20 protein-coding genes are annotated in these 23,667 nt (G+C 69.4%); 12 read left to right on the top strand and 8 right to left on the bottom strand.

The window, feature by feature from the left end; genetic code table 11:
• Window positions 1-23: 23 nt before the first annotated feature.
• Both BM360_RS13705 and BM360_RS13710 read right to left on the bottom strand, forming a co-directional pair.
• On the bottom strand, window positions 24-317 hold the full coding sequence (locus tag BM360_RS13705; protein ID WP_093315518.1) for an RNA-binding S4 domain-containing protein: 294 nt from the start codon (window positions 315-317) through the stop codon (window positions 24-26).
• A gap of 10 nt (window positions 318-327) precedes the next feature.
• Complete coding sequence (locus BM360_RS13710; protein WP_207544598.1) at window positions 328-2,844, bottom strand: helicase-related protein; 2,517 nt, start codon at window positions 2,842-2,844, stop codon at window positions 328-330.
• A gap of 211 nt (window positions 2,845-3,055) precedes the next feature.
• Here BM360_RS13710 and BM360_RS13715 point away from each other — a divergent pair, with 211 nt between their 5' ends.
• Window positions 3,056-4,564: a M23 family metallopeptidase gene (locus BM360_RS13715; protein WP_093315520.1), complete on the top strand. Its 1,509-nt coding sequence runs from the start codon at window positions 3,056-3,058 to the stop codon at window positions 4,562-4,564.
• Here the strand turns inward: BM360_RS13715 and BM360_RS13720 are convergent.
• The 3 genes from BM360_RS13720 to BM360_RS13730 all read right to left on the bottom strand — a co-directional run bounded on the left by BM360_RS13720 (window position 4,561) and on the right by BM360_RS13730 (window position 7,681).
• Window positions 4,561-5,013 carry a DUF4126 family protein gene (locus BM360_RS13720; protein ID WP_093315521.1) on the bottom strand — a complete coding sequence of 151 codons (453 nt, stop codon included), beginning with the start codon at window positions 5,011-5,013 and terminating at the stop codon, window positions 4,561-4,563. The genes BM360_RS13715 and BM360_RS13720 overlap by 4 nt on opposite strands.
• A 64-nt stretch (window positions 5,014-5,077) precedes the next feature.
• A complete protein-coding gene (locus tag BM360_RS13725) occupies window positions 5,078-6,733 on the bottom strand; it encodes an ATP-binding protein (protein WP_093315523.1) in 1,656 nt (551 codons plus the stop codon).
• A gap of 75 nt (window positions 6,734-6,808) precedes the next feature.
• A complete protein-coding gene (locus tag BM360_RS13730) occupies window positions 6,809-7,681 on the bottom strand; it encodes a LysR family transcriptional regulator (RefSeq protein ID WP_093315525.1) in 873 nt (290 codons plus the stop codon).
• Between the two features lie 104 nt (window positions 7,682-7,785).
• Between BM360_RS13730 and BM360_RS13735 the strand changes: the two genes are divergently transcribed.
• The 8 genes from BM360_RS13735 to BM360_RS13770 are packed head-to-tail and all read left to right on the top strand — an operon-like array spanning window position 7,786 to window position 15,717.
• Window positions 7,786-9,279 (top strand): CoA-acylating methylmalonate-semialdehyde dehydrogenase, encoded by a 1,494-nt coding sequence (locus BM360_RS13735; protein ID WP_093315526.1) that lies wholly within the window; start codon window positions 7,786-7,788, stop codon window positions 9,277-9,279.
• Window positions 9,280-9,289: 10 nt separating this feature from the next.
• The gene (locus tag BM360_RS13740; protein WP_093315528.1) at window positions 9,290-9,709 is read left to right on the top strand and encodes a hypothetical protein; all 420 of its coding nucleotides are present in this window, start codon (window positions 9,290-9,292) and stop codon (window positions 9,707-9,709) included.
• Window positions 9,710-9,711: 2 nt separating this feature from the next.
• Window positions 9,712-10,854: an acyl-CoA dehydrogenase family protein gene (locus tag BM360_RS13745; RefSeq protein ID WP_093315530.1), complete on the top strand. Its 1,143-nt coding sequence runs from the start codon at window positions 9,712-9,714 to the stop codon at window positions 10,852-10,854.
• Window positions 10,851-12,605 (top strand): alpha/beta fold hydrolase, encoded by a 1,755-nt coding sequence (locus BM360_RS13750; RefSeq protein ID WP_093315531.1) that lies wholly within the window; start codon window positions 10,851-10,853, stop codon window positions 12,603-12,605. Before BM360_RS13745 ends, BM360_RS13750 begins: the two co-directional genes overlap by 4 nt.
• A gap of 29 nt (window positions 12,606-12,634) precedes the next feature.
• The gene (locus BM360_RS13755; protein WP_093316058.1) at window positions 12,635-13,693 is read left to right on the top strand and encodes an enoyl-CoA hydratase/isomerase family protein; all 1,059 of its coding nucleotides are present in this window, start codon (window positions 12,635-12,637) and stop codon (window positions 13,691-13,693) included.
• 3 nt (window positions 13,694-13,696) lie between these two features.
• A complete protein-coding gene (locus BM360_RS13760; protein ID WP_093315533.1) occupies window positions 13,697-14,473 on the top strand; it encodes an enoyl-CoA hydratase-related protein in 777 nt (258 codons plus the stop codon).
• 4 nt (window positions 14,474-14,477) lie between these two features.
• A complete protein-coding gene (gene mmsB / locus BM360_RS13765) occupies window positions 14,478-15,398 on the top strand; it encodes a 3-hydroxyisobutyrate dehydrogenase (protein WP_278247455.1) in 921 nt (306 codons plus the stop codon).
• A 55-nt stretch (window positions 15,399-15,453) separates the two neighbouring features.
• Window positions 15,454-15,717, top strand: coding sequence for a hypothetical protein (locus BM360_RS13770; RefSeq protein WP_093315537.1), 264 nt, complete (start codon window positions 15,454-15,456; stop codon window positions 15,715-15,717).
• A 17-nt stretch (window positions 15,718-15,734) separates the two neighbouring features.
• Here BM360_RS13770 and BM360_RS13775 read toward each other — a convergent pair whose 3' ends face one another.
• From BM360_RS13775 to lpdA, 3 genes are all read right to left on the bottom strand, one after another.
• Window positions 15,735-16,358 (bottom strand): trimeric intracellular cation channel family protein, encoded by a 624-nt coding sequence (locus BM360_RS13775; protein WP_093315539.1) that lies wholly within the window; start codon window positions 16,356-16,358, stop codon window positions 15,735-15,737.
• A gap of 61 nt (window positions 16,359-16,419) precedes the next feature.
• Window positions 16,420-17,073 carry a hypothetical protein gene (locus tag BM360_RS19630; protein ID WP_093315541.1) on the bottom strand — a complete coding sequence of 218 codons (654 nt, stop codon included), beginning with the start codon at window positions 17,071-17,073 and terminating at the stop codon, window positions 16,420-16,422.
• A gap of 79 nt (window positions 17,074-17,152) precedes the next feature.
• Window positions 17,153-18,547 (bottom strand): dihydrolipoyl dehydrogenase, encoded by a 1,395-nt coding sequence (gene lpdA, locus BM360_RS13785; protein WP_093315542.1) that lies wholly within the window; start codon window positions 18,545-18,547, stop codon window positions 17,153-17,155.
• A 170-nt stretch (window positions 18,548-18,717) separates the two neighbouring features.
• Here lpdA and mdh point away from each other — a divergent pair, with 170 nt between their 5' ends.
• The 3 genes from mdh to BM360_RS13800 all read left to right on the top strand — a co-directional run bounded on the left by mdh (window position 18,718) and on the right by BM360_RS13800 (window position 23,656).
• Window positions 18,718-19,680 (top strand): malate dehydrogenase, encoded by a 963-nt coding sequence (gene mdh / locus BM360_RS13790; RefSeq protein ID WP_093315544.1) that lies wholly within the window; start codon window positions 18,718-18,720, stop codon window positions 19,678-19,680.
• Between the two features lie 53 nt (window positions 19,681-19,733).
• Complete coding sequence (gene sucD, locus BM360_RS13795) at window positions 19,734-20,624, top strand: succinate--CoA ligase subunit alpha (RefSeq protein ID WP_093315546.1); 891 nt, start codon at window positions 19,734-19,736, stop codon at window positions 20,622-20,624.
• Between the two features lie 89 nt (window positions 20,625-20,713).
• Window positions 20,714-23,656 carry a 2-oxoglutarate dehydrogenase E1 component gene (locus BM360_RS13800; RefSeq protein ID WP_093315548.1) on the top strand — a complete coding sequence of 981 codons (2,943 nt, stop codon included), beginning with the start codon at window positions 20,714-20,716 and terminating at the stop codon, window positions 23,654-23,656.
• The last annotated feature ends 11 nt before the right edge of the window (window positions 23,657-23,667 follow it).

Raw genomic sequence — 23,667 nt, forward strand, 5'->3', positions numbered from 1 at the left:
GCTATGGCCGCCCTTTCGGCAGGTCAATCACTTGCGGCTTGCTGCGACACGTTTGCAGCTTGCGGCGGGGGCGCCAGATCGTCGTAACAGGCCTGCGCCTCGGGTGCGGAGCCGCGGCGGGCGGGCAGCGCCAGCACGCGCAGCACGCGGACGCGCCCGTGCAGCGGGAAGCTGAGCACCTGCCCCACGCGCACCTCGGCATGCGCGCGATCCACCGCGCGTCCGTCGATCCGAAGATGCCCCTCCGCCGCCAGCGCCTGCGCCAGCGTGCGCGTCTTGGTCAGGCGGGTGAACCAGAGGAACTTGTCGAGCCGCACGGGCCTGCGCTCACCCCTTGGCGGTCAGCGCGGCGAGCGCGCCGAACGCATTGCCCGGCCGTGGTGCCGCAGGCGCAGCCGGCCGGTCCGTCCGCGCGCCGCGCCAGCTCCAGCCGGTATCCCCGGCAGGGCGGAAGCCGAGCGCCATCATCGCCTGCGCGAAGCTGGCGGGCAGCAACCCGAGCGAGGTGGCGAGCGCGGCATCGGGCAGGAAGGCGGCCTTGCCCTCGCGTGCGTCATGCGCGGCGCGGGCGAGCTTCTCGACCATGTCGATCCGCAGCATCTGCGCACCGAACGGCCGCCAGCCGAGCCGGGCCAGCGCCTCGCAGGCCCCCCGCTCCGCCGGCGTCGGCACGGCGACCGCGGCCGGCGGCGGCAGCTCCGGCATGCGCCCGTCCTCGTCGGCAGCAAGCAGCGCCGCGCGCCAGCGCACCGCCTCGGGCTTCAGCAGCGCGGGCACGAACAGATCGAGCGCGCCGATCCTTAAGCCGAAGCGCACCGCGATCCGCCGATCCTCGCGGTCGAGCGCGGCGAGCGCCGGCTCGACCTTCCGCCGCTCGACGACACCCCCGGCATCCGCCAGCGGCGCGATCAGCGCACGCAGCCTGGGCGGCAGCGCCGGATCGCGCGCGGCGGCGCACAGGCGGGAGAGCGGAGCCAGCGCCGCCTCCACCCGCGCCGCGATCCAGCCGTCGAGTCGCGCCTCCACCTGCCGCCGCGATGCGGGATCGAGCGCGTCCAGCGCGCGGTGCAGCACCAGCCTCGGCCGGGTCAGCCCCTTGCCGTGCCCCAGCCGTGCGACCAGATGCCCGCGCCACAGGATCGCGACGGGAAGGCCCGGCGCGGTGTCGAGCGTGAAGGCGTCGTCCGCATCCGCCGCCAGCGTACGGGCGCGCTCGCCCAGTTCGCCGCCCAGCCGGCGCTCGGCCGCGGCCAGCAGGCGCTTCTTGTCCTGCAACCGCGCATCGGGATCGACGTGGAAGCGGAAGCCCTCAAGCCGGCCGATCGGCTCGTCCGCGACGGTGACGGTGCCGTCCTCCGCCACTGCGACGGGCAGCGCATCGACGCCTCGCGCGCCGAGATCGCGCATCAGCACGGAGGTGCGGCGGTCGACGAAGCGCTGGGTCAGCCGCTGGTGCAGCGCGTCGGACAGCTTCTCCTCGAGCACGCGCGTCCGCTCGGCCCATTTGGCGGGGTCGGCCAGCCAGTCGGGGCGGTGGGCGATATAGGCCCAGGTGCGCACGCCCGCGATCCGGTCCGCCACCGTCTCGACGTCACCCGTCACCTGGTCGAGCCGCGCCAGCTCCTCGGCGAACCATTGCGGCGGCAGGTGGCCGGCACCTTCGCTGAGGTGCCGCCAGACGCGTGCGACGAGGCGGCTGTGCGCCTCCGGCCCGGTGCGGCGGAAATCGGGCAGGCCGCAGGCCGCCCACAGCCGGCCGACCATGCGCGCGCCCTTGGCCCGGTCGCGCACCCAATCCTCGTCGGCGATCCGCTTCAGCACGGCGAGGTCGGTCGCCTGCGGTGCCGCGCGCAGGCCCGGCAGCGACGGGCGGCGCTCAAGATCGGCGATCAGCGCGTCGACGCTGGCGAGGCTGGGCGCCCCCTCGCGCCAGTAGAGGTGGTCGAGATTCGGAAAGCGATGCTCCTCGATCGCCAGCACCTCTTCCTCCTCGAACGCCGCACCGCGCGTGCCTTCGAAGGAGAGCGTGCCGAACGTGCCGTCGCGCTGGTGGCGTCCCGCACGGCCGGCGATCTGCGCCATCTCGGCGACGGTCAGCCGCCGCTGGCGCCGCCCGTCGAACTTGCGCAGTGACGCGAAGGCGACATGCGCCACGTCCATGTTGAGACCCATGCCGATCGCGTCGGTGGCGACGAGATAGTCCACCTCGCCATTCTGGAACATCTGCACCTGCGCATTGCGCGTGCGGGGTGAAAGCGCGCCCATCACCACGGCCGCACCGCCACGCATCCGCCGCAGCATCTCGGCCACCGCATAAACCTCCTCCGCCGAGAAGGCGACGATGGCGGAGCGCGGCGGCAGGCGGCTGAGCTTGGTCTGCCCGGCAAAGCTCAGGGTCGAGAAGCGCGGGCGCGAGACGATCTCGCTACCCGGCGCCAGCGCCTTCAGCATGGGCGCGAGGCTGGCGGAGCCGAGCACCATCGTCTCCTCCCGCCCCCGCGCGCGCAGCAGGCGGTCGGTGAAGACGTGGCCACGCTCGGGATCCGCACCCAGCTGCGCCTCGTCCAGCCCGACGAAGGCGAAATCCTTGTCCAGCGGCATCGATTCGGCGGTGCACAGGAAGTAGCGCGCATCCGCGGGGACGATCTTCTCCTCGCCCGTGATCAGCGCGACCGAACGCTCGCCCTTGATCCGCACCACCCGGTCATAGACCTCGCGCGCGAGCAGGCGCAGCGGGAATCCGATCATGCCGGAGGAGTGGCCGCACATCCGCTCGATCGCGAGATGCGTCTTGCCGGTATTGGTCGGGCCGAGGACGGCGACCACGGGACTGGCACGGGCCATGACCGGAATGTCGGGGGCGCACGTGACAAAGGCAAGAGGCTTGTTGGCCTCGCGCGACTCGGACCGCCGCCGCAACGCTTCGGCGCAGCCGCGACTCGGGCGCGGGGCCGTTAGGTTGACCTTAACCCTGTGCTCCCACAGTGAAATCGCCGGGGTCGCGCCCGTGTGTCGGACGCGATGGGCAAAAGAAAACTAGCGGGGGGCTTCGGCCTTGTACCAGCGTGAAGAGTTCGGCCTCGGCGGAGGCGGGCCTGCGGCCGCGCTGACGCTCGCACCCCCTTTGCCGACGTTCGGCCGGGCGGGCTTGCAGGAGGCGCTGGACGAGAAGCTGGCGCGGATCGACCTTGTCGTCGATCTCGGCGCGCGGATCGGCAGCGGCGAATGGTGGCGCGGCCTCGCCACCTGCACGGCGCTGTGCACCGGCGCGCTGATGCTGCGCCCGGCCATGCCCGTGCTCGACACGCCCGTGCCCGCGCCGCTCGCGCCTGCCCATTATGACGAGGCGCGCGCGCAGGCCATCTCCCCGCTCAGCTTCGGCGGCGATACCGGCCGCCGCATGGCCGCGACCGAGCAGGTCCAGCCGCTGGCCGACACGCCCGAGCGGCCGACGATCGATCTCACCGCCACGCTCGGCATCGGCGACGGCTTCGCCCGCGTACTGGAGCGTGCCGGCGTGGGCGCACAGCAGGCCCGCGAGGTGGCGGATCTTGTCGCCAGCCGCCAGCCGCTGGGTGAGATCGCGCCCGGCACGCGGATCGACCTGACGCTCGGCCGCCGGGCCGATCGCACCACCGCCCGCCCGCTCGACCGGCTGCACTTCCGCGCGCGCTTCGATCTCGCGCTCGGGCTGGAGCGGCAGGGCGATCGCTTCCTGCTCCGCCCCGAGCCGATCGCCGTGGACGAGACGCCGCTACGCGTCACCGGTCGCGTCGGCACCAGCCTGTATCGCACCGCGCGTGCGGCGGGCGCCCCCGCCCGCGCGGTCGAAGCCTATCTGAAGGCGATTGCCAGCCGCATGAGCATCGGTGCGATGGGCAGCGATGACCGGTTCGACCTGATCCTGGAACATCGCCGCGCCGCGACCGGCGAGACGGAGACGGGCAAATTGCTCTATGCCGGGCTGGATCACCGCGGGAAGGACGTGCGCCTGCTGCGCTGGACGCTCGGCGGGCGCGAGCAATGGTTCGAGGCGTCGGGCCAGGGCGAGCGGCGCGGCATGATGACGCGCCCGGTGCAGGGGCGCACGACGTCCAGCTTCGGCCTGCGTCGCCATCCGATCCTCGGCTTCACCCGCTTTCACCGCGGGATGGACTTCGCCGCCGCCTACGGCACGCCGATCGTCGCGTCGGTGGACGGCACGGTGCGCTTCGCCGGCTGGCATGGCGGGCATGGCAATTACGTCCGCGTGGCGCATGGCGGCGGGATCGAGACGGGCTATGCGCACATGAGCCGTATCGTCGCGCGACCGGGCAGCCACGTCGCGCAGGGGCAGCTGATCGGCTATGTCGGCTCGACCGGCCTGTCGACCGGGCCGCACCTCCATTACGAGGTGTATCGCGGCGGTGCGCCGGTCAATCCGGCCACCTTCGCCTTCTCCTCCGTCCAGCAGATTGCCGGCGGCGAGCTGCAGCGGTTCAAGGCGACGCTCGCCCGGCTGATGGCGGTCCGGGCGGGCGGCGCGGTGCAGCTCGCGGCAAAGGCGGCGAAGCCCGCCGGCTAGGCGGTGCGCTGCGCGGTCGCTGCCGCCCACGCACCCCCCAGCACCAGCGCATCCTCGACGAAGCCGGTTGCCGTCTGGCCATAGCGACGCATCGCCCGCACCCGCAGCGCAAAGCCGACATAGGAGGAGGCGACCGAGGCGGCAGCGCCCAGCAGCGCGCCCGTCCGCCACCGCCCCTCGTCCGCCAGCGCCGCGCCGGCGAACGCGCCGGTGGCCGCCCGCGCGACGAGGCCGACGGGCACGATCCGGTCGGGCGCCGTCTTCATCTTGTCCCCCGCCATCTCCGCCGCCGACAGCGCCACCGCGCCGGCCGCGACCAGCGGATGCGCCATCAAGGCGAAGGGGCCAGATGCCTCCGCCTTCTTTCGGCGGAACGCCCCCGCAATCACCGGCAGCGGCGACATGGCACGCTGGCCGGCGGCAAGGCCGATGAGGATGGATCGGATCATGGCACAGGCTCCCGAACGAACAGTCCGGGACAGAACCAGCGGAAGGCGGCGGGGTTGCCCCGGCTCAGCGTCCCTGGTTGCGCCACTTCTTGATGACGCGCTCCACCATCGCCTCCTCGCCACCCACCTGGCGCCACAGATCGGAGAAGAGCGGATCGCTGGAGGCGGGTCTTTTCTCCGGCTCCAGATCGTCGAGCGAGACGCGGATCGGGATGGACACACCCTCGCCGCAGATGATGCATTCGCGGTTTCTGAGCGCCGGGATTGAATCGAGGAAGCCGCGTGCGCCTTCCGGCATCGCCGCCTTCACGAACGCCTGGTCGCGCTCGTTGTTGAGCCGCATCGCGATGATCGTGCCGCATTGCGACAGCACGCCCTCGGCCAGATCGGACGGCCGCTGCGTGATGAGGCCGAGCGACACGCCATATTTGCGGCCCTCCTTGGCGATCCGCTCGAGGATCTTGCGGACGGCCGCGCCGCTCGTCATCCGGTCGGACGGGATGTAGCGATGCGCCTCCTCGCAGACGAGCAGGATCGGCCGCTGCGTATCGTCGCGCGACCACAGGGCATAATCGAACACCGCGCGCGCCAGCACCGCCACCACCACGCTGGTGATGTCCGACGGCACGCCCGACACGTCGATGATCGAGATCGGCTTGCCATGACCCGGCAGGCGGAACAGCCGTGACAGGAAGTTGCGCATGTTGTCGGCCACCAGCATGCCCGAGAACATGAAGGCGTAGCGCGGATCGGCCTTGATCTCGTCGATCTTGGCCTTCAGCCGCATATAGGGCGCGGTGCCGCCCGCTTTCTCCATCTTGCCCATTTCCTGCGTCAGGATGTTGGTCAGATCGGAGAGGAGATACGGGACGGGCGAATCGACCGTCATCTTGGTGATCTGCTCGGCCAGCCGGTTCTTCGCCCGCGCGGCGAGCAGCGCCTTGGCGAGGATGTCGCTGTCCATCTGCCGCTCGGCACCCTCGGTGGTGACGAACACCTCGGCATGTTCCTCGAAGTTCATCATCCAGTAGGGCAAAGCGAGGTTGCCCACGTCGAAGATCTCGCCGCGGTGGCGGAAGGCGGCGCTATATTCGCCGTGCGGGTCGATCATCACGATGTGGCCTTCGGGCGCCAGATCGCAGATGCGGTGGAGGATCAAGGCGGCGGAGGTCGACTTGCCCGTGCCGGTCGATCCCAGCAGCGCGAAATGCTTGCCCAGCATGGCATCGACGTACAGCGCACCGCGGATGTCGCTGGTCGGATAGATGGTGCCGACCTCGATGTGCGGCCGCTCGTCGGCGGAAAACATCTGCTTCAGGTCGCTCGTCGCGACGGGATAGACGCGCGCGCCGGGCAGCGGATAGCGCGTGACGCCGCGGCGGAAGCCGAGCATCCGGCCCTCGGAGGCGGCGTCGCCCTCGCCCAGGAAGTCGATGCCGGCCAGCACCGTCTCGTCGTCATCCGGCGCCAGCCGCAGCTCGCGCACATTGGCGATCAGCCAGCGGCCGCCCAGGCGGATCTTCAGCTGGCTGCCCACCTGCCCCGCCGCCGCGACCGCCGGGTCGGGATCGTCCTCCAGCGCGCGCAGCATCGGCATGGCCAGCGCCACCTCGCTCGCCGATCCGGCGATGCTCAGCACGCGGCCGACTTCGAGATCCTGCGCCAGCGATCCGGCGGCGACGGGTGGAGTCGCGCTGAAGCTCGGGCTCAGGTCGTTCATCGAGGCAAGGTCCGGTCTGTCCACAGTGACGGCGGGATAGGCCGGACAGGGTTAAGGAAATGGCGGTGCTCCGCCTCAGGCGAGCGTCGCGGCGCACGCACGCAGCCACGCCGCTACCGCCTCCACCCGTGCGACGCGGCGCAGATCGGCATGCGTGACCAGCCAGAAGCTGCGGCGCAGCCGGAAGTCGGGCAGGATCGGCACCAGCCCGGGATCGGCATCGCCGATGAACTGCGGCAGCACGCCGATGCCTCCGCCGCCCGCAATGGCGCGGTGCTGGACGTTGATCGACGGGGATCGGATCGCCGGCGCCAAAGCGTCGCCAAGCTCGCCCAGATAATCCAGCTCGGGCGCAGGCACGAATTCGGGGACGTAGCCGACCAGCCGATGCTCGCCGAGGTCGGCGGCGGCCCCGGGCGCGCCATGCCGCTCGAGGTAGGTCGGCGCGGCGTAGAGGCGCAGCGCATAATCGGCCAGCTTGGCCGCCACCAGCCGGCCCGAGCGCGGCCGCGCCAGCATGACCGCCAGATCCGCCTCGCGCCGGGAGGGGTCGAGAAAGCCCGAAGCGGTGACCAGATCGAGCCGCAGCGCCGGGTGTGCCGCGGCGAAGGCGGCGACCGCCGGCGCCAGCACCCAGGTCGCAAAGCCCTCGGCGACGCTCACGCGCACCTGTCCGCTCGCGCCCGCCGCCCCGCCGGCAATCTCGCCCGCCGCGGCGATGGCGGCGCTTTCCGCCGCCTCGGCATGCGCCAGCAGCGCCTCGCCCCGCGCGCTCGGCCGGCGCTCGCCCCCCGTCCCCTCGAACAGCGCCGCACCCAGCGCCCGCTCCAGCCGCGACAGGCGGCGCGCAACGGTGGTGGCGTCCAGCGCCAGCGTGCGCGCCGCCGGTGCGATCCGGCCGGTCCGCGCGACCGCCAGGAACACGCGCAGATCGTCCCAGTCGAACATCGCCTATCCTGCAAAAACGCAGCTGCCCGGTGCAAAGCTGCACGGTTGCATGCAACGGCGCAATGGCAGAAGGCGGATGGGAACGAGCGGAGGTCTTTCACGCCATGCGAGTCGTCGAACATTTTGTCGCAGGCGCCAGCGCCGGGGGCGGCAGCCGCCGGTCCGATGTGTTCGACCCGAATTCGGGTCAGGTGCAGGCGCAGGTGCTGCTTGGCGGCCAGGCCGAGCTTCAGGCCGCGGTGGATGCCGCGAAGGCGGCGCAGCCCGCCTGGGCCGCGACCAACCCGCAGCGCCGCGCGCGCATCATGTTCAACTTCAAGGCGCTGGTCGAAGCGCACATGGATGAGCTGGCCCACCTGCTCTCGTCCGAACATGGCAAGGTGATCGCCGATTCGAAGGGCGACATCCAGCGCGGGCTTGAGGTGGTGGAGTTCGCCTGCGGCATTCCCCATGTGCTCAAGGGCGAATATACCCAGGGCGCCGGCCCCGGCATCGACGTCTTCTCGATGCGCCAGCCGATCGGCATCGGCGCGGGCATCACGCCGTTCAACTTCCCGGCGATGATCCCGCTGTGGATGGGCGCGGTGGCGGTGGCGTGCGGCAACGCCTTCATCCTGAAGCCGTCCGAGCGCGATCCGTCGGTGCCGGTACGGCTTACCGAGCTGATGAAGGAAGCGGGTGCGCCCGACGGCATCTTCCAGTGCGTCCACGGCGACAAGGAGATGGTCGACGCGATCCTCGACCACCCCGATATCGGCGCGGTCAGCTTCGTCGGGTCGTCCGACATCGCCCAATATGTCTATTCGCGCGGCGTCGCCGCGGGCAAGCGCGTGCAGGCGATGGGCGGCGCCAAGAATCACGGCATCATCATGCCCGACGCCGATCTCGACCAGGCGGTGAACGACCTGATCGGTGCAGCCTATGGCTCGGCCGGTGAGCGCTGCATGGCGCTGCCCGTCGTCGTGCCGGTGGGCGAGGACACGGCCGAACGGCTGCGCGCAAAGCTGCTGCCCGCGATCGAGGCGCTGCGCGTCGGCGTGTCGACCGACAAGGATGCGCATTACGGCCCCGTCGTCACCGCCGCGCACAAGGCCAAGGTCGAGAGCTACATCCAGAAGGGCGTCGACGAAGGCGCCGAACTGGTCGTCGACGGCCGGGGCTTCAAGCTGCAGGGCTATGAGGACGGCTTCTTCGTGGGTCCGACGCTGTTCGACCGCGTCACCACCGACATGACGACCTACAAGGAAGAGATTTTCGGGCCCGTCCTCCAGATCGTCCGCGCCAGGGATTTCGACGAGGCGGTCGCGCTGCCGTCCAAGCACCAATATGGCAACGGCGTCGCCATCTTCACGCGCAACGGCCATGCCGCGCGGGAGTTCGCCCAGCGCGTCCAGGTGGGCATGGTCGGCATCAACGTGCCGATCCCGGTGCCCGTCGCCTATCACAGCTTCGGCGGCTGGAAGCGTTCCGCCTTCGGTGACCACAACCAGCACGGCATGGAAGGCATCCGTTTCTGGACCAAGGTGAAGACGGTGACGCAGCGCTGGCCGGACGGCGGCAGCGGCGACAGCGCCTTCATCATTCCGACGATGGGGTAAGGCGACGCACGTGGATCGCCCGCACAGGATCGGGAAGCCGGGCCGGCTGGCCTGGCTGCTCGGCCTCGTCTGGGCGGTGTCGTGCATGATGCCGGTCGGCGATCTCGCGCGCGGGCCCCAGGCAGAGGGCATCGTCCTGCTGATGTTCGGCTGGTTCGGCGTGCTGATGGGCAATCCGGCATGGCTCGGCAACATCGTGCTGCCCGTCATGCTGCCGCTGATCGGCGCTGAGCGGGTGCGGCCCCGCGCATTGCAGATCGGGGCCATCGCGCTGATCGTCTGCGGCGCGGGCGCGTTCTTCTGGCACGATCTGCCCGATGATAGCGGATCGAACCTGGTCGTCCGCTGGCGTGCGGGCTTCTATATGTGGGTCGCGACGATGTGGGGGGCGGCCGCCGTGGCGCTCCTCCGAACGAGACAGGCGGGATGACGATGACGCAGTTCGATCTCGACGACGACCAGCGCGCCATTCAGGAGATGGCGCAGCGGTTCACCGCGGACGCGATCACGCCCTTCGCGGCGGAGTGGGACGAGCATCACATCTTTCCCCGCGACACGATCCGCGCCGCGGCCGAGCTCGGCTTCGGCGCGATCTACGTGTCGGAGGAGAGCGGCGGCATCGGCCTCGGCCGGCTCGAATCCGCACTGATCATGGAGGCAATGGCTTATGGCTGTCCCTCCACGTCCGCGTTCATCTCGATCCACAACATGGCCGCGTGGATGATCGACCGCTTCGGCAGCGACACCGTGAAGGCGAAATACCTGCCCGATCTGGTCAGCTGCACGCGGCTCGGCTCCTACTGCCTGACCGAGCCGGGCTCGGGTTCCGACGCGGCCGCGCTGAAGACGCGCGCGGTGCGGGACGGCGACGATTATGTCGTCACCGGCTCCAAGGCGTTCATCTCCGGCGGCGGCGAGAACGAAGTCTATGTCGTCATGGTCCGCACCGGGGTTGAGGGGCCGAAGGGCATCTCGTGCCTCGTCATCGAGAAGGACATGCCCGGCGTGTCGTTCGGCGCGCAGGAGCGCAAGCTCGGCTGGCATTCGCAGCCGACCGCGCAGGTCAATTTCGACGGTGTGCGCGTGCCCGCGGAGAACCTCGTCGGCGCGGAGGGGGACGGCTTCAAGATCGCGATGTCCGGCCTCGATGGCGGGCGGCTCAACATCGGCGCCTGCTCGCTCGGCGGTGCGCAGCGCTGCCTGGACGAGGCGATCCGCTACACCAAGGACCGCCGCCAGTTCGGCCAGGCGATTGCCGACTTCCAGAACACCCAGTTCACGCTGGCCGACATGGAAACGGAGCTGCAGGCCGCGCGCGCCTTGCTCTACGCCGCCGCTGCGAAGGTGACGGCAGGCGCACCGGACAAGACGCGCTTCGCCGCCATGGCCAAGCGCTTCGCCACCGATACCGGCCAGGCGGTGGTCGACCGCGCCTTGCAGCTGCACGGCGGCTACGGCTATCTGATGGACTATCCGATCGAGCGGATCTGGCGCGACCTGCGCGTCCACCGCATTCTCGAAGGCACCAACGAAGTGATGCGCATGATCGTCGGCCGCGAGCTGGTGCGCGGATGAGCGACACCGCCCGCCCCGCCGCCGTCGCCCAGTGGAGCGAGGCGATGCAGCGCGCCGGCGCGGCGATGCTGTCGCTCGCCAAGTCGCCCCCCACCCCTGCCGCCAGCCGGCCGTGGGATCCCGCCCCCATCCTCCAGTCGATGCTGGGCGCGATGGCGGATTGGGCGTCGCGGCCGCAGGATCTGTTCAAGCTCCAGACGCAGGCGATGGGCGAGTGGGCCGATTTCTGGGCCGCCACTTTCCGCGGGCAAGGCGCGGAGCAGCCGATCGCGCGCGGGGACCGGCGCTTCACCGATCCGCAATGGGCGGAGGACCCCGCCTATCGCACGCTGCGCGATGCCTATCTGCTCGCCAGCCGCCAGCTGCGCCAGCTGAACGACCAGACGGCGGGCGAGGGCCCGGGCAAGACAATGCTGAACTTCCTCGTCGAGAGCTATCTCAACGCGGTCGCGCCCAGCAACTTTCCGCTGACCAACCCCGAGGCGGCGCGCCGCACGGTGGAGACGGGCGGCGCCAACCTCGTTGCCGGCTTCGCCAACCTGCTGGAGGATGCCGCCAGCGGCCGCGGCATCGTCCGCCGCCGCACCGATCCGGACGCGTTCAAAAAGGGCGAGACGATCGCCGCCACGCCCGGCTCGGTCGTGTTCCAGAACCGCCTGTTCCAGCTGATCCAGTACGATCCGACAACGCCGGACGTCGCGGCTGAGCCGATGCTCTACGTGCCGCCGCTGGTGAACCGCTATTACATGATCGACCTGAAGCCGAAGGCATCGATGGTACGCTGGCTGGTCGAGCAGGGGCGCACCGTGTTCGTCATTTCCTGGGTCAATCCGGGTGAGGCTCAGCGCGATGCGGATGTCTCCGCTTACGTCACCGAGGGCGTGATCGAGGCGCTCGGCGCCGTGGAGCGGGCGACGGGGCGGACGGGCACCGACCTGTTCGGCTTCTGCCTGGGCGGCACGCTGATCGCCATCGCGCTCGCCTATCTCGCGGCGAAGGGCGAGGCGGAGCGCGCCAACTCGGCGACCTTGATCGGCTCCATGGTCGATTTCGGCGACATGCGCGACTGGTCCGCCTTCGTCCACGAGGCGCATCTCGATGCACTGGACGAACATACCGCCAAGCGCGGCTACATCCATGCGGACGAGCTGCAGCAGCTGTTCAGCGCGGTGCGCGCGAACGACCTGATCTGGTCGTCCGTCGTGAACCATTATCTGCTCGACCGGCCGGCCCCGCCGTCCGACCTGCTCTACTGGTTCGAGGACGGCGCGCGCATCCCCGCCGCCTTCCTGAAATCCTACAATCGCGAGCTGCTCTACAACAACCGGCTGCGCGAGCCGGCGGCGTTCAAGGTGGTCGACGTGCCGATCGATCTCGGCGCGATCCGCACCCCCATCCTGTCGATCGCGCTGAAGGACGATCACGTCTCCGCCTGGGACGCGGTCTATCGCGGCGCGCGCCTGTTCGGCGGCGACGTGACCTTCCTGCTCGGCGGATCGGGGCACAATGCCGGCGTGATCAATCCGCCGGCCGCGAACAAGCACGGTTTCTGGCGCAACCCGGATATGCCGGAGAGCGCCGACGAATGGCTCGCCGGGGCGGAGAAGCTGCCAGGTTCATGGTGGCCCACCTGGAATGAGTGGCTGGGCGCGCACGGTTCTGCCGAGCGCGTGCCGGCGCGAGAGGTTGGTGAAGGCGCACTGCCGGCGATCGAGCCCGCTCCGGGTTCATACGCGCTGGCCGACCAGTGACAATTCAGGAAAACGCGCCAGTGAACATCATGACCCAGGATCAGGTGCTGACGCACGTCGACGGACGCGTCGGCCGGCTGCGGCTGAACCGCCCCAAGGCGATCCATGCGCTCACCCTCGACATGGTGCAGGCGATGACCCGCGCACTGGTTGAGTGGCGCAACGATCCCACGGTCGAGCTGGTGCTGATCGACCATGCCGAGGGCCGCGGCTTCTGCGCCGGCGGCGACGTGGTGACGATCGCCAAGAGCGCGGAAGGCCACGGCGCCGCGGGTGATGCCTTCTTCTACCAGGAATATCGGATGAACCATCTGATGTATTCCTATCCGAAAGCGGGCGTCGTCTTCCTCGACGGCATCACCATGGGCGGTGGCGTCGGCATCTCCTGCCCCTGCCGCTACCGCGTCGCGACCGAGCGGACGGTCTTCTCCATGCCCGAGACCGCGATCGGCCTGTTCCCCGATGTCGGCGCGGGCCGTTATCTCTCGCGCCTGCGCGGGCGTGCGGCGCAGTTCCTCGCCCTCACCAGCGCGCGGCTCGACGGGGCGGAGTGTTTGGCGCTCCGGCTCGCCACGCATTACATCCCGTCCGACCGGCTCGACGCGGTCAAGCAGGCGCTGACCGAGCGGCCGGGCGACGTCGAGCAGATCCTGGCGGACGCGTCCGAGACGCCGCCGCCCGCCCGGATCGAGAGCAATTACGAGCGGATCGACCGCCTGTTCGCCTCCGACCGGCTGGAGGACATCCTCGCTGCGCTGGAAGCAGACGGGTCCGAGTGGGCGGACAAGGAGCTCGCCCGCATCCGCAAGCATTCCCCGCTCGCCTGCAAGGTGTCGCTGCGGCTGCTGACGGAGAGCCCGCGCCAGCCGACCTTCGAGGACGAGATGCGGCTGGAATATGCGGTCGTCTCGCGCATGTATCGCCAGCACGACTTCCTCGAGGGGGTCACCGCGGCGCTGATCGAGAAGACCGGCAATCCGGTGTGGAACCCCGCGACGCCCGAGGGCGTGACCGACGCGATGGTCGACGCGATCTTCACCGCCTTGCCTGCCAAGAAGACCTGGGATCCGCTGGAACTGGAGAGCTGAGCCGTGGCCGACTATGAAACCCTGCTGATCGAGCGCCACGATGCGGTGACGCTCGTCCGCCTCAACCGCCCGCAGGCGCTGAACGCGCTGAACACGCAGGTGCTGGCCGATCTGATCCATGCCTTCGCCGCCTACGACGCCGATCCCGAGCAGCGCTGCCTGGTGCTGACGGGCAGCGAAAAGGCGTTCGCCGCCGGCGCCGACATCAAGCAGATGCAGGCCAAGGGCTTTGCCGAGATGTATGCGGAGAATTTCTTCGCGGGGTTCGAGCAGGTGACGCGCACGCGCAAGCCGTGGATCGCGGCCGTTGCGGGCTTCGCGCTCGGCGGCGGGTGCGAGCTGGCGATGATGGCCGACATCATGATCGTCGCCGACAATGCCAAGTTCGGCCAGCCCGAGATCAAGATCGGCGTTGCGCCCGGCATGGGCGGGTCGCAGCGGCTGACGCGTGCGGTCGGCAAGTCCAAGGCGATGGACATGTGCCTGACCGGCCGGATGATGGATGCGGTGGAGGCCGAGAAGGGCAATCTCTGCTCCAAGATCGTGCCGCTGGCCGAGCTGGTGCCCGCCGCGCTCGACATGGCGAAGACGATCGCGTCGATGCCGCCGCTCGCCGCCATCGCCAACAAGGAGATGGTGAACCTCGCCTTCGAATCGACGCTCGGCACGGGCATCCTGTTCGAGCGGCGGCTGTTCAACGGCCTCACCGCCACCGACGACAAGGCCGAGGGCATGACCGCCTTCGTCGAGAAGCGCGCCGCCAACTGGGCCGGCCGCTGACCTTCTGACCCCATTTCATTCAAGGAACCCGCACATGGCGCGGATCGGCTTCATCGGGCTCGGCAACATGGGCGGTGGCATGGCCGCCAATCTGGTCAAGGCGGGCCACCAGGTCCGCGCCTTCGACTTGGCCCAAGCGGCGCTGGACCGTGCCGCCGAAGCCGGCGCGACGGTCGCCGGCTCCGCGGCGGAGGCGGTGGCCGATGCCGAGGTGGTCGTCACCATGCTGCCCGCGGGCAAGCATGTCCGCGCGGTCTATGCCGGCGAGGTGCTCGGCAAGGCGCCCGCGGGCGCGCTGCTGATCGACTGCTCCACCATCGACGGCGCGTCGGCCAAGGCCGTGTCGGCGGATGCGGCAGCCGCCGGCTATCGCATGGTCGACGCACCCGTTTCGGGCGGGATCGCCGCCGCCAATGGCGGCACGCTCACCTTCATGGTGGGCGGCAGCGCGGAGGATTTCGCCGCGGCGCAGGAGATTCTCGCCGGCATGGGCAAAGCGGTGATCCACGCCGGCGCATCGGGCGCAGGTCAGGCGGTCAAGATCGTCAACAACATGCTGCTCGCCGCCAACATGATCGCGACGTGCGAGGCATTCGTGCTGGCCAAGAAGCTCGGGATCGACCAGCAGACCTTCTTCGACATCTCGTCCAAGGCGACGGGCCAGAGCTGGTCGATGACCAGCTATTGCCCGGTGCCCGGTGTCGGCCCCGAATCGCCAGCGGATCGCGGCTATCAGGGCGGCTTCGCCACCGCGCTGATGCTGAAGGACCTGAAGCTCGCCATGGCCGCCGCGCATGAGGCGGGCGCTGCCGTGCCGATGGGGGCGGCGGCCGAGTCTCTCTACCAGGCCTTTGCCAATGCGGGCTCCGCCGGGCTTGATTTCTCCGCGATCATCAAGCTGCTGGACGGAACGGAGGCGTCCTGATCGGAACGGCGGAAGCTGCGGGTCATTCTCTCCTCATCCCTGAAGGAGTTTGACCATGGACCAGCAGCCCCCGATCGACCGCGCCGACACCGCGCGCGCCAATGACGATCACGATCTGATCGAGCGCATGGCCGATGAGGCCGGCGGCGGCGGCGAAGCCTCGCGCAGCGGCGGCCGCGTCGCGACGGATGTCGGCACGCGCGTCGAGGTCAACAAGGCGCTCAATCCCGATGCGTCCGCCACCAGCGCGACCAAGTCGGACGACGTGCAGCCGGATACCGGCACGGTGAGCGACCATGAGGGCGCGCAACGCGGCTGAGCCGCACGCCGCGCTGCTCACCTGCGATAGGCGGGCAGCGCCAGCCCCCGTGCGATCGCCAATGCGCGCAGGAGGAAGCCGGCGCCGCCGCCCGCCACCGCGGCCCAGCCGAACGGCGTGCCGAGCAGCGTCAGCCCGATGAACAGCCCCGCCGCCAGTGCCGCCGCGCTGACGTAGATTTCGGGGCGCAGCAGGATGGACGGCTCACCCGCCAGCACATCGCGCAGGATGCCGCCGACGCACGCCGTCACGACCCCCATCGCCGCGGCGGGCAGCGGCGGCACGCCGAAGCGCAGCGCCTTCGCCGCGCCATAGACCGCGTAGGCGGCAAGGCCGACCGCATCGAACCAGTCGAGCGCGCGCGGGCGCCACAGGCCGCGCGGGCTGATCCAGACGATCGCCGCCATGGCAAGGCACACCGCCAGGGCCGAGGCGTCGCGGATCCAGAAGACCGGCGCGCCGATCAGCAAATCGCGCAGCGTGCCGCCACCCGTGCCGGTGATCACCGCGAAGAAGGCGAAAGTGACCATCGTCTGCCGCAGCTGCGCCGCTGCCAGCGCGCCGGATGCGGCGAACACCGCGATGCCGATCAGGTCGAGCAGCGGGAAGACGGCGCTGAGGTGGGGCGGAAGCGGGGTCACGCCCCCTCCCTAGCGCAGGATGATGCAGCGGAGCGAGCCGCCGCATCCACCCGTCAGACCCTCACCCGAACCGCGCGACGCACGCCTCCATCACCTTCACCGGCGGGCCGAGCTTCGCCGCCTCACCCAGCGCATCCGCCCGCTCGGACGCCTGCGACTCGGCATCGTCCTTGCCGCGTGCCGACAGTTTCGATCCGATGCGGTCATCGAGCTTGCGCCGCATCGCGCTCCACGCCGACGTGTCGCTGAGATAGGCATCCCCCTGCGTGGCGAACGCTTTCTCCAGGAAGGCGGCCAGCGTGTAGCAGCCGAGCTGCGCGTCGAGCGCGTCCTTGGGCAGCGTCACCGGCGTCGCCGCCTCCGCCTGCGGATAGGCGGCAGCGCAGGCCGGCGCGAGATCCTGCCATTTGCCCTTGGTCACCTGGTCGCCGATCTGCGGCATGCGGTTCACCACCGCGGCGACCCGCTCCTGCGAGAAGGGCTCGGACGCGGCGCCGGCCAGCAGCGCATAGTGGATCGTCTTGGCCTGTGCGGCGAGCGGCAGCGGCTTGGAGATGGCATCCGCCGCCTGGCCGACGCGGGCGCCCGCCGCGGCAACGACGCCGCAGGTCGCGGCCTGCTCCACCGGATCGGCCGGCAATGTCAGTGCCTTCGGCCCACATCCCGTGAGCGCGAGCGCGCCGGCCGCGGCGGCGAGGGGGATCGTCTTGCGCATCGTTCGTCACTCCTTTGCGGAGGTGGAACGATGCGCCGGCCGATTCGGGTTCCCGGCCCGCCGCTACGGGCGGGACGGATCAGACGTGGATGGGCTTGCCCGTCACCGCCATCGCCGCTTCCTTCAGCGCCTCCGAATGCGTCGGGTGGGCGTGGCAGGTGTAGGCGATGTCCTCGCTGGTCGCGCCGAACTCCATTGCCTGCGCCGCCTGTGCGATCATCGTGCCGGCGGGCACGGCGATGATCCACACGCCCAGCACGCGGTCGCTCTTGGCATCCGCGATCACCTTCACGAAGCCGTTGGGCTCATGATTGGTCTTGGCGCGGCTGTTGCCCAGCATCGGGAACTTGCCGACCTTGATCTCGCCCTGCTCCTTGGCCGCTTCCTCGGTCAGGCCGACGCCGGCAATCTCGGGATTGGTGTAGACGACGCTCGGGATCACCGCATGGTTCACGATGCCCGTCTGGCCGGCGATGTTCTCGGCCACGGCGATGCCCTCATCCTCGGCCTTGTGGGCGAGCATGGGCCCGGGCGCGACGTCGCCGATCGCCCAAATGCCGGGCACGCTCGTGCGGAAATCATGGTCGATGTCAACCTGGCCCCGCTTGTTGACCTGGAGGCCCGCCTTGTCGAGCGCCAGCCCCTCGGTGTTCGGGCGCCGGCCGATGGCGACCAGCACGACATCCGCCTGCATCGTCTCGGCCGCGCCGCCGGCCGCCGGCTCCAGCGTCAGGGTGACGCCCTCGCCGCTCGTCTCCGCGCCCGTCACCTTGGTCGACAGCTTGAACTCGAATCCCTGCTTCTTGAAGATCTTGTTGGCTTCCTTGCGGACCTCGCCGTCCATGCCGGGCAGGATCTGGTCGAGATATTCGACCACAGTCACCTTGGCGCCCAGACGCCGCCAGACGGAGCCCAGCTCCAGCCCGATCACGCCGCCGCCGATCACAACCATGTGGCCCGGCACCTTGGGCAGCTCCAGCGCGGAGGTCGAGTCGACGATGCGATCATGGTCGACGGTCACGCCCGGCAGCGGGGTGACGGACGAGCCGGTCGCGATGACGATATTCTTCGCGCGCACGGTGCGCCCGCCGACCGTCACGGTATCGGCCGACTCGAAGCTGGCGCGGCCCTTCAGCCACTCCACCTTGTTCTTCTTGAACAGATATTCGATGCCGCCGGTCAGGCCCTTCACCGCGTCCAGCCGCTGCGCGTGCATCGCGTCGAGATCGAGGCTCATCCCCTCGATCTTCACGCCCAGCTTCGCCAGCGCGCCGCCCGCGGCTTCCTCATAGAGCTCGGACGCGTGCAGCAGCGCCTTGGACGGGATGCAGCCGACATTGAGGCAGGTGCCGCCCAGCGTCTCGCGGCTCTCCGCGCATGCGGTCTTCAGGCCCAGCTGCGCCGCGCGGATCGCGGCGACATAGCCGCCCGGGCCCGCGCCGATCACGAGCACGTCGAAGTCATAGTCAGCCATGGAACGCTTTCCTGTCGGAGAAATGCTGTGCGCTGCACCTAGAAGATCGTGCCCGGATCGGCAATCAAACGGTTGCCCCTCTGCCGCAGCGCAGCTAAGCGGCGTGCCGACCCGCGGCCCCATTGGGCGTGGCCGCATTCCCGTGCGTCCGCACGTCCGAGGGGAGAGACATGGCTCGCAAGAAGATCGCGCTGATCGGCGCTGGCAATATCGGCGGCACGCTCGCCCACCTGGCTGCCCTGAAGGGGCTGGGTGATATCGTGCTGTTCGACGTGGTGGAGGGCGTGCCGCAGGGCAAGGCGCTCGATCTCAGCCAGTGCGGCCCGGTCGAAGGCTTCGACACCAAGATCACCGGCTCGAACGATTATGCCGACATCGCCGGCGCGGACGTGATCATCGTCACCGCCGGTGTCGCGCGGAAGCCCGGCATGAGCCGCGATGACCTGCTCGGCATCAACCTGAAGGTGATGAAGGCCGTCGGCGAGGGCATTCGCGACAACGCGCCCGACGCGTTCGTCATCTGCATCACCAACCCGCTCGACGCGATGGTGTGGGCGCTGCGTGAATTTTCCGGCCTGCCGCACAACAAGGTCGTCGGCATGGCCGGCGTGCTCGATTCGGCGCGCTTCAGCCACTTCCTCGCTGACGAGTTCGGCGTGTCGGTGAAGGACGTGAACAGCTTCGTGCTGGGCGGCCATGGCGACACGATGGTGCCGGTGCCGCAGTACAGCACCGTGAACGGCATTCCCGTGCCCGATCTCGTCAAGATGGGCCGTTCCACGCAGGAGCGGATCGACGCGATCGTGCAGCGCACCCGCTCGGGCGGCGGCGAGATCGTCGCCCTGCTCAAGACCGGTTCGGCTTACTACGCGCCCGCCACCAGCGGCATCGCGATGGCCGAGGCCTATCTCTACGACCAGAAGCGCATTCTGCCGACGGCGGCCTATGTCGAAGGCAAGTATGGCGTGGACGGCCTCTATGTCGGCGTGCCGGTGGTGATCGGTGCGGGCGGCGCGGAGGAGATCGTCGAGATCGAGCTGGACGAGACGGCCAAGGCCAACCTCCAGGTCTCCGTCGATGCCGTCAAGGAACTGCTGGTCGCCTGCAAGGGCATCGACAGCACGCTGGCCTGACACCGCCCGCCGACTGCCTCCATTCCTCCCGCTACAAGGGCGAAAGACGAAAGATGTCCATCCTCGTCGACAAGAACACCAAGGTCATCACTCAGGGAATGACCGGCAAGACCGGCACCTTCCACACCAAGGCGGCGCTGGATTACGGCACGCAGATGGTCGGCGGCGTGACGCCCGGCAAGGGCGGCACCACGCATGAGGAGCTCGGCCTGCCGAACTTCGACACGGTGCACGAGGCGATCGAGAAGACGGGCGCGACCGCGTCCGTCATCTACGTCCCGCCGCCCTTCGCGGCCGATTCGATCCTCGAGGCGATCGATGCGGAAGTGCCGCTGATCGTCACCATCACCGAGGGCATTCCAGTGCTCGACATGGTGCGCGTGAAGCGTGCGCTGGCCGGCTCCAAGTCGCGCCTGATCGGGCCGAACTGCCCGGGCGTGCTGACCCCGAACGAGTGCAAGATCGGCATCATGCCCGGCTCCATCTTCAAGCCGGGTTCGGTCGGCGTGGTGTCGCGCTCCGGCACGCTGACCTACGAGGCGGTGTTCCAGACCTCCAACGTCGGCCTCGGCCAGACCACCGCGGTCGGCATCGGCGGCGATCCGGTCAACGGCACCAACTTCATTGACGTGCTCGAGCTGTTCCTCGCCGACGAGGCGACCAAGTCGATCATCATGATCGGCGAGATCGGCGGCTCCGCCGAGGAAGAGGCCGCGCAGTTCCTCGCCGACGAGGCGAAGCGTGGCCGCTCCAAGCCGATGGTCGGCTTCATCGCCGGCCGCACCGCGCCTCCGGGCCGTCGCATGGGCCATGCCGGTGCGATCGTCTCCGGCGGCCAGGGCGGCGCCGAGGACAAGATCGCGGCGATGGAGGCTGCGGGTATCCGCGTGTCGCCCAGCCCGTCGCTGCTCGGCGAGACGCTGGTCGAGGTGCTGAAGGGATAACTCAGACAATTAGCGGGCTGACCCGCGGGACGAATGCACCTATATGCGTCGCCCGCGGGAGTCAGTCCCGCGGGTGAGGATTTGGTCCAGTGGGTTTCGAACCGAGTGAACTGAGCGGCGTCGAAGGCGTCTCCCCCGGCTTTGTCGAGGGGCTGTACCGCCAATGGCGCAAGAACCCCGAGACGGTGTCGGAGGGCTGGCGCGACTGGTTCGACGGGCTGGACCAGGCGACGGGCCCGAGCTGGACGCGCAGCAACTGGCCGCTGAGCGACACCGACGCGCTCACCGCCGGGCTCGACCCCACCCAGTCCGCCCTGCCGCCCAAGGCGGACAAGGCCAAGCCCGCTGCCGCGCCGACGCCGGCCGCCGATGCGGGTGAGGCGACGCAGCAGGCGCTGTCCGATGCGGTCCGCGCGCAGATGCTGATCCGCACCTACCGCGTGCGTGGCCATCTGGCCGCCGATCTCGATCCGCTGGGGCTCACCCGCCGCGATCTGCCGGCGGACCTGACGCCCGAATTCCACGGCTTCTTCGACAGCGACATGGACCGCGAGATCTATCTCGGCGGCACGCTTGGCCTCGAGCGCGCGACGGTGCGCGAGATCGTCGCGATCCTGCGCCGCAACTACTGCGGCAAGGTCGGTCTCGAATATATGCACATCGGCGACGTCGCCGAGCGCCGCTTCCTGCAGGAGCGGATGGAAGGCAAGGACGCCGAGATCCAGTTCACGCCCGAGGGCAAGAAGGCCATCCTGGCCCGCGTCATCCAGGCGGAGGAGTGGGAAAAATTCCTGGGCCGCAAATATGTCGGCACCAAGCGCTTCGGCCTCGACGGCGGCGAGAGCGCGATCCCCGCGCTTGAGGCGGTGATCAAATATGGCTCGCAATATGGCGTGACGGAGGTCGTCATCGGCATGGCGCACCGCGGCCGGCTGAACGTGCTGACCAACATGATGCGCAAGCCCGCGCGCGCCATCTTCGCGGAATTCGCCGGCGGGTCGGCCAATCCGGAGGATGTCGGCGGCTCGGGCGACGTGAAATATCACCTCGGCACCTCTACCGACCGCGATTTCGACGGCCGCAGCGTCCATCTCAGCCTCGCGCCCAATCCCTCGCACCTCGAGGCGGTCGATCCGGTGGTGCTCGGCAAGGCGCGCGCCAAGCAGACCAAGCTCGGCGACGTGAAGCGCGAGAAGGTGATGCCCATTCTGCTGCACGGCGACGCCGCCTTTGCGGGTCAGGGCATCATCATGGAGTGCTTCGGCTTCTCCGGGCTCGCCGGTTATTCGACGGGCGGCACCGTCCACTTCGTCATCAACAATCAGGTGGGCTTCACCACCTCGCCGCAGTTCGCGCGCTCCTCGCCCTATCCGTCGGACATCGCCAAGATGGTCCAGGCGCCGATCCTGCACGTCAATGGCGACGATCCCGAGGCGGTCACCTTCGCCTGCAAGGTGGCGACCGAGTTCCGCCAGACGTTCAAGCGCGATGTCGTGATCGACATGTGGTGCTATCGCCGCTTCGGCCACAATGAGGGCGACGAGCCGGGCTTCACCCAGCCGCTCATGTATGACGCGATCAAGGTGAAGCCGGGCGTGTCGGGCGTCTATTCCGCACGCCTCGCGCAGGAAGGCGTGATCGACGAGGCTTGGGCCGAGGGCCAGCGCCGCGACTATATCGCGCTGCTCGAGGCCGATTTCGAAGCGGCTAAGGGCTACCGCGTCAACAAGGCGGACTGGTTCGAGGGCGACTGGGCGGGCTTCGCCGCGCCGCGCGACACGATCAGCGAACGCCGTGCCGCCGCGACCGGCGTCACGCCCGAGCGGATCGCCGAGCTGGCGCAGGTGCTGACCACGCCCCCGGCCGACCTGTCGATCCACAAGACGCTCGCCCGCATCCTCGAGGCCAAGCGGCAGATGCTGGAGTCGGGCGAGGGCATCGACTGGGCGACCGCCGAGGCGCTCGCCTTCGGCACGTTGCTGCAGGACAAATATGCCGTCCGCCTCTCCGGCCAGGATTCGGGCCGCGGCACGTTCAGCCAGCGCCACGCCGTCTGGGTCGATCAGAAGGACGGGCACAAATATATCCCGCTCAGCACAGTCGATCGCAGTTTTCAGGTGCTCGACAGCCCGCTGTCCGAATTCGGCGTGATGGGTTTCGAATATGGCTATGCCAGCCAGTCGCCCAACACGCTCGTGCTGTGGGAGGCGCAGTTCGGCGACTTCGCCAACGGCGCACAGGTGATGATCGACCAGTTCATCGCCGCGGGCGAGGCCAAGTGGCTGCGCGTCAACGGCCTCGTGCTGCTGCTGCCGCACGGCTATGAGGGCCAGGGTCCGGAGCACAGCTCCGCCCGACTGGAGCGCTATCTCCAGCTCTGCGCGGAGGATAATCTCCAGGTCTGCAACATCACCGAGCCGGCCAATTATTTCCACGTGCTGCGGCGGCAGATGATGCGCAACTTCCGCAAGCCGCTCATCATCATGACGCCCAAGTCGCTGCTGCGGAAGAAGGAGGCGGTCTCCACCCTCGCCGACTTCACCGGCGACAGCCACTTCCGCCGCATCCTCTCCGACCCCAGGGCGCCGGCGGACGACAAGGTCGAGCGGCTGGTGCTGTGCTCGGGCAAGGTGTTCTACGATCTGGCCGAGGCGCGCGACAAATCGGGCGACGAGACGACCAGCATCGTCCGCATCGAGCAGCTCTATCCCTTCCCGTCCGACGCGCTGGCCGCGCGGATCGCGCGCATGCCGCGCTTGCGCGACGTGGTGTGGGCGCAGGAGGAGCCGAAGAACAACGGTGCCTGGTTCTTCGTCGAGCCGCTGATCGAGGCGTGCCTGGCACAGGCCGCAGGGCCGGTGCGCCGCGCACGCTATGCCGGCCGCAAGGCTTCGGCGGCGACCGCGACCGGCCTCGCCCGCAAGCATGCCGAGCAGCAGCAGGCGCTCGTCGCTGAAGCCCTCGGCGAGCCGACGGCGGAGGTGGCCGCGGCGATCGGCGCAGGTGCGCAGTCGAAGCAGCAGGCGGGCTGAGGCAGTTCGTT

Source organism: Sphingomonas jatrophae (assembly GCF_900113315.1).
Taxonomy (GTDB): Bacteria; Pseudomonadota; Alphaproteobacteria; order Sphingomonadales; family Sphingomonadaceae; genus Sphingomonas_P; species Sphingomonas_P jatrophae.

What these genes read in the sequence shown, in the direction of transcription:
- BM360_RS13725 (WP_093315523.1), bottom strand. Translation starts at nt 6,733, where the DNA reads ATGAACGACCTGAGCCCGAGCTTCAGCGCGACTCCACCCGTCGCCGCC.
- lpdA (WP_093315542.1), bottom strand. Translation starts at nt 18,547, where the DNA reads ATGGCTGACTATGACTTCGACGTGCTCGTGATCGGCGCGGGCCCGGGC.
- sucD (WP_093315546.1), top strand. Translation starts at nt 19,734, where the DNA reads ATGTCCATCCTCGTCGACAAGAACACCAAGGTCATCACTCAGGGAATG.
- mdh (WP_093315544.1), top strand. Translation starts at nt 18,718, where the DNA reads ATGGCTCGCAAGAAGATCGCGCTGATCGGCGCTGGCAATATCGGCGGC.
- BM360_RS13730 (WP_093315525.1), bottom strand. Translation starts at nt 7,681, where the DNA reads ATGTTCGACTGGGACGATCTGCGCGTGTTCCTGGCGGTCGCGCGGACC.
- BM360_RS13755 (WP_093316058.1), top strand. Translation starts at nt 12,635, where the DNA reads ATGACCCAGGATCAGGTGCTGACGCACGTCGACGGACGCGTCGGCCGG.
- BM360_RS13735 (WP_093315526.1), top strand. Translation starts at nt 7,786, where the DNA reads ATGCGAGTCGTCGAACATTTTGTCGCAGGCGCCAGCGCCGGGGGCGGC.
- BM360_RS19630 (WP_093315541.1), bottom strand. Translation starts at nt 17,073, where the DNA reads ATGCGCAAGACGATCCCCCTCGCCGCCGCGGCCGGCGCGCTCGCGCTC.
- BM360_RS13710 (WP_207544598.1), bottom strand. Translation starts at nt 2,844, where the DNA reads ATGGCCCGTGCCAGTCCCGTGGTCGCCGTCCTCGGCCCGACCAATACC.
- BM360_RS13750 (WP_093315531.1), top strand. Translation starts at nt 10,851, where the DNA reads ATGAGCGACACCGCCCGCCCCGCCGCCGTCGCCCAGTGGAGCGAGGCG.
- BM360_RS13745 (WP_093315530.1), top strand. Translation starts at nt 9,712, where the DNA reads ATGACGCAGTTCGATCTCGACGACGACCAGCGCGCCATTCAGGAGATG.
- BM360_RS13770 (WP_093315537.1), top strand. Translation starts at nt 15,454, where the DNA reads ATGGACCAGCAGCCCCCGATCGACCGCGCCGACACCGCGCGCGCCAAT.
- BM360_RS13720 (WP_093315521.1), bottom strand. Translation starts at nt 5,013, where the DNA reads ATGATCCGATCCATCCTCATCGGCCTTGCCGCCGGCCAGCGTGCCATG.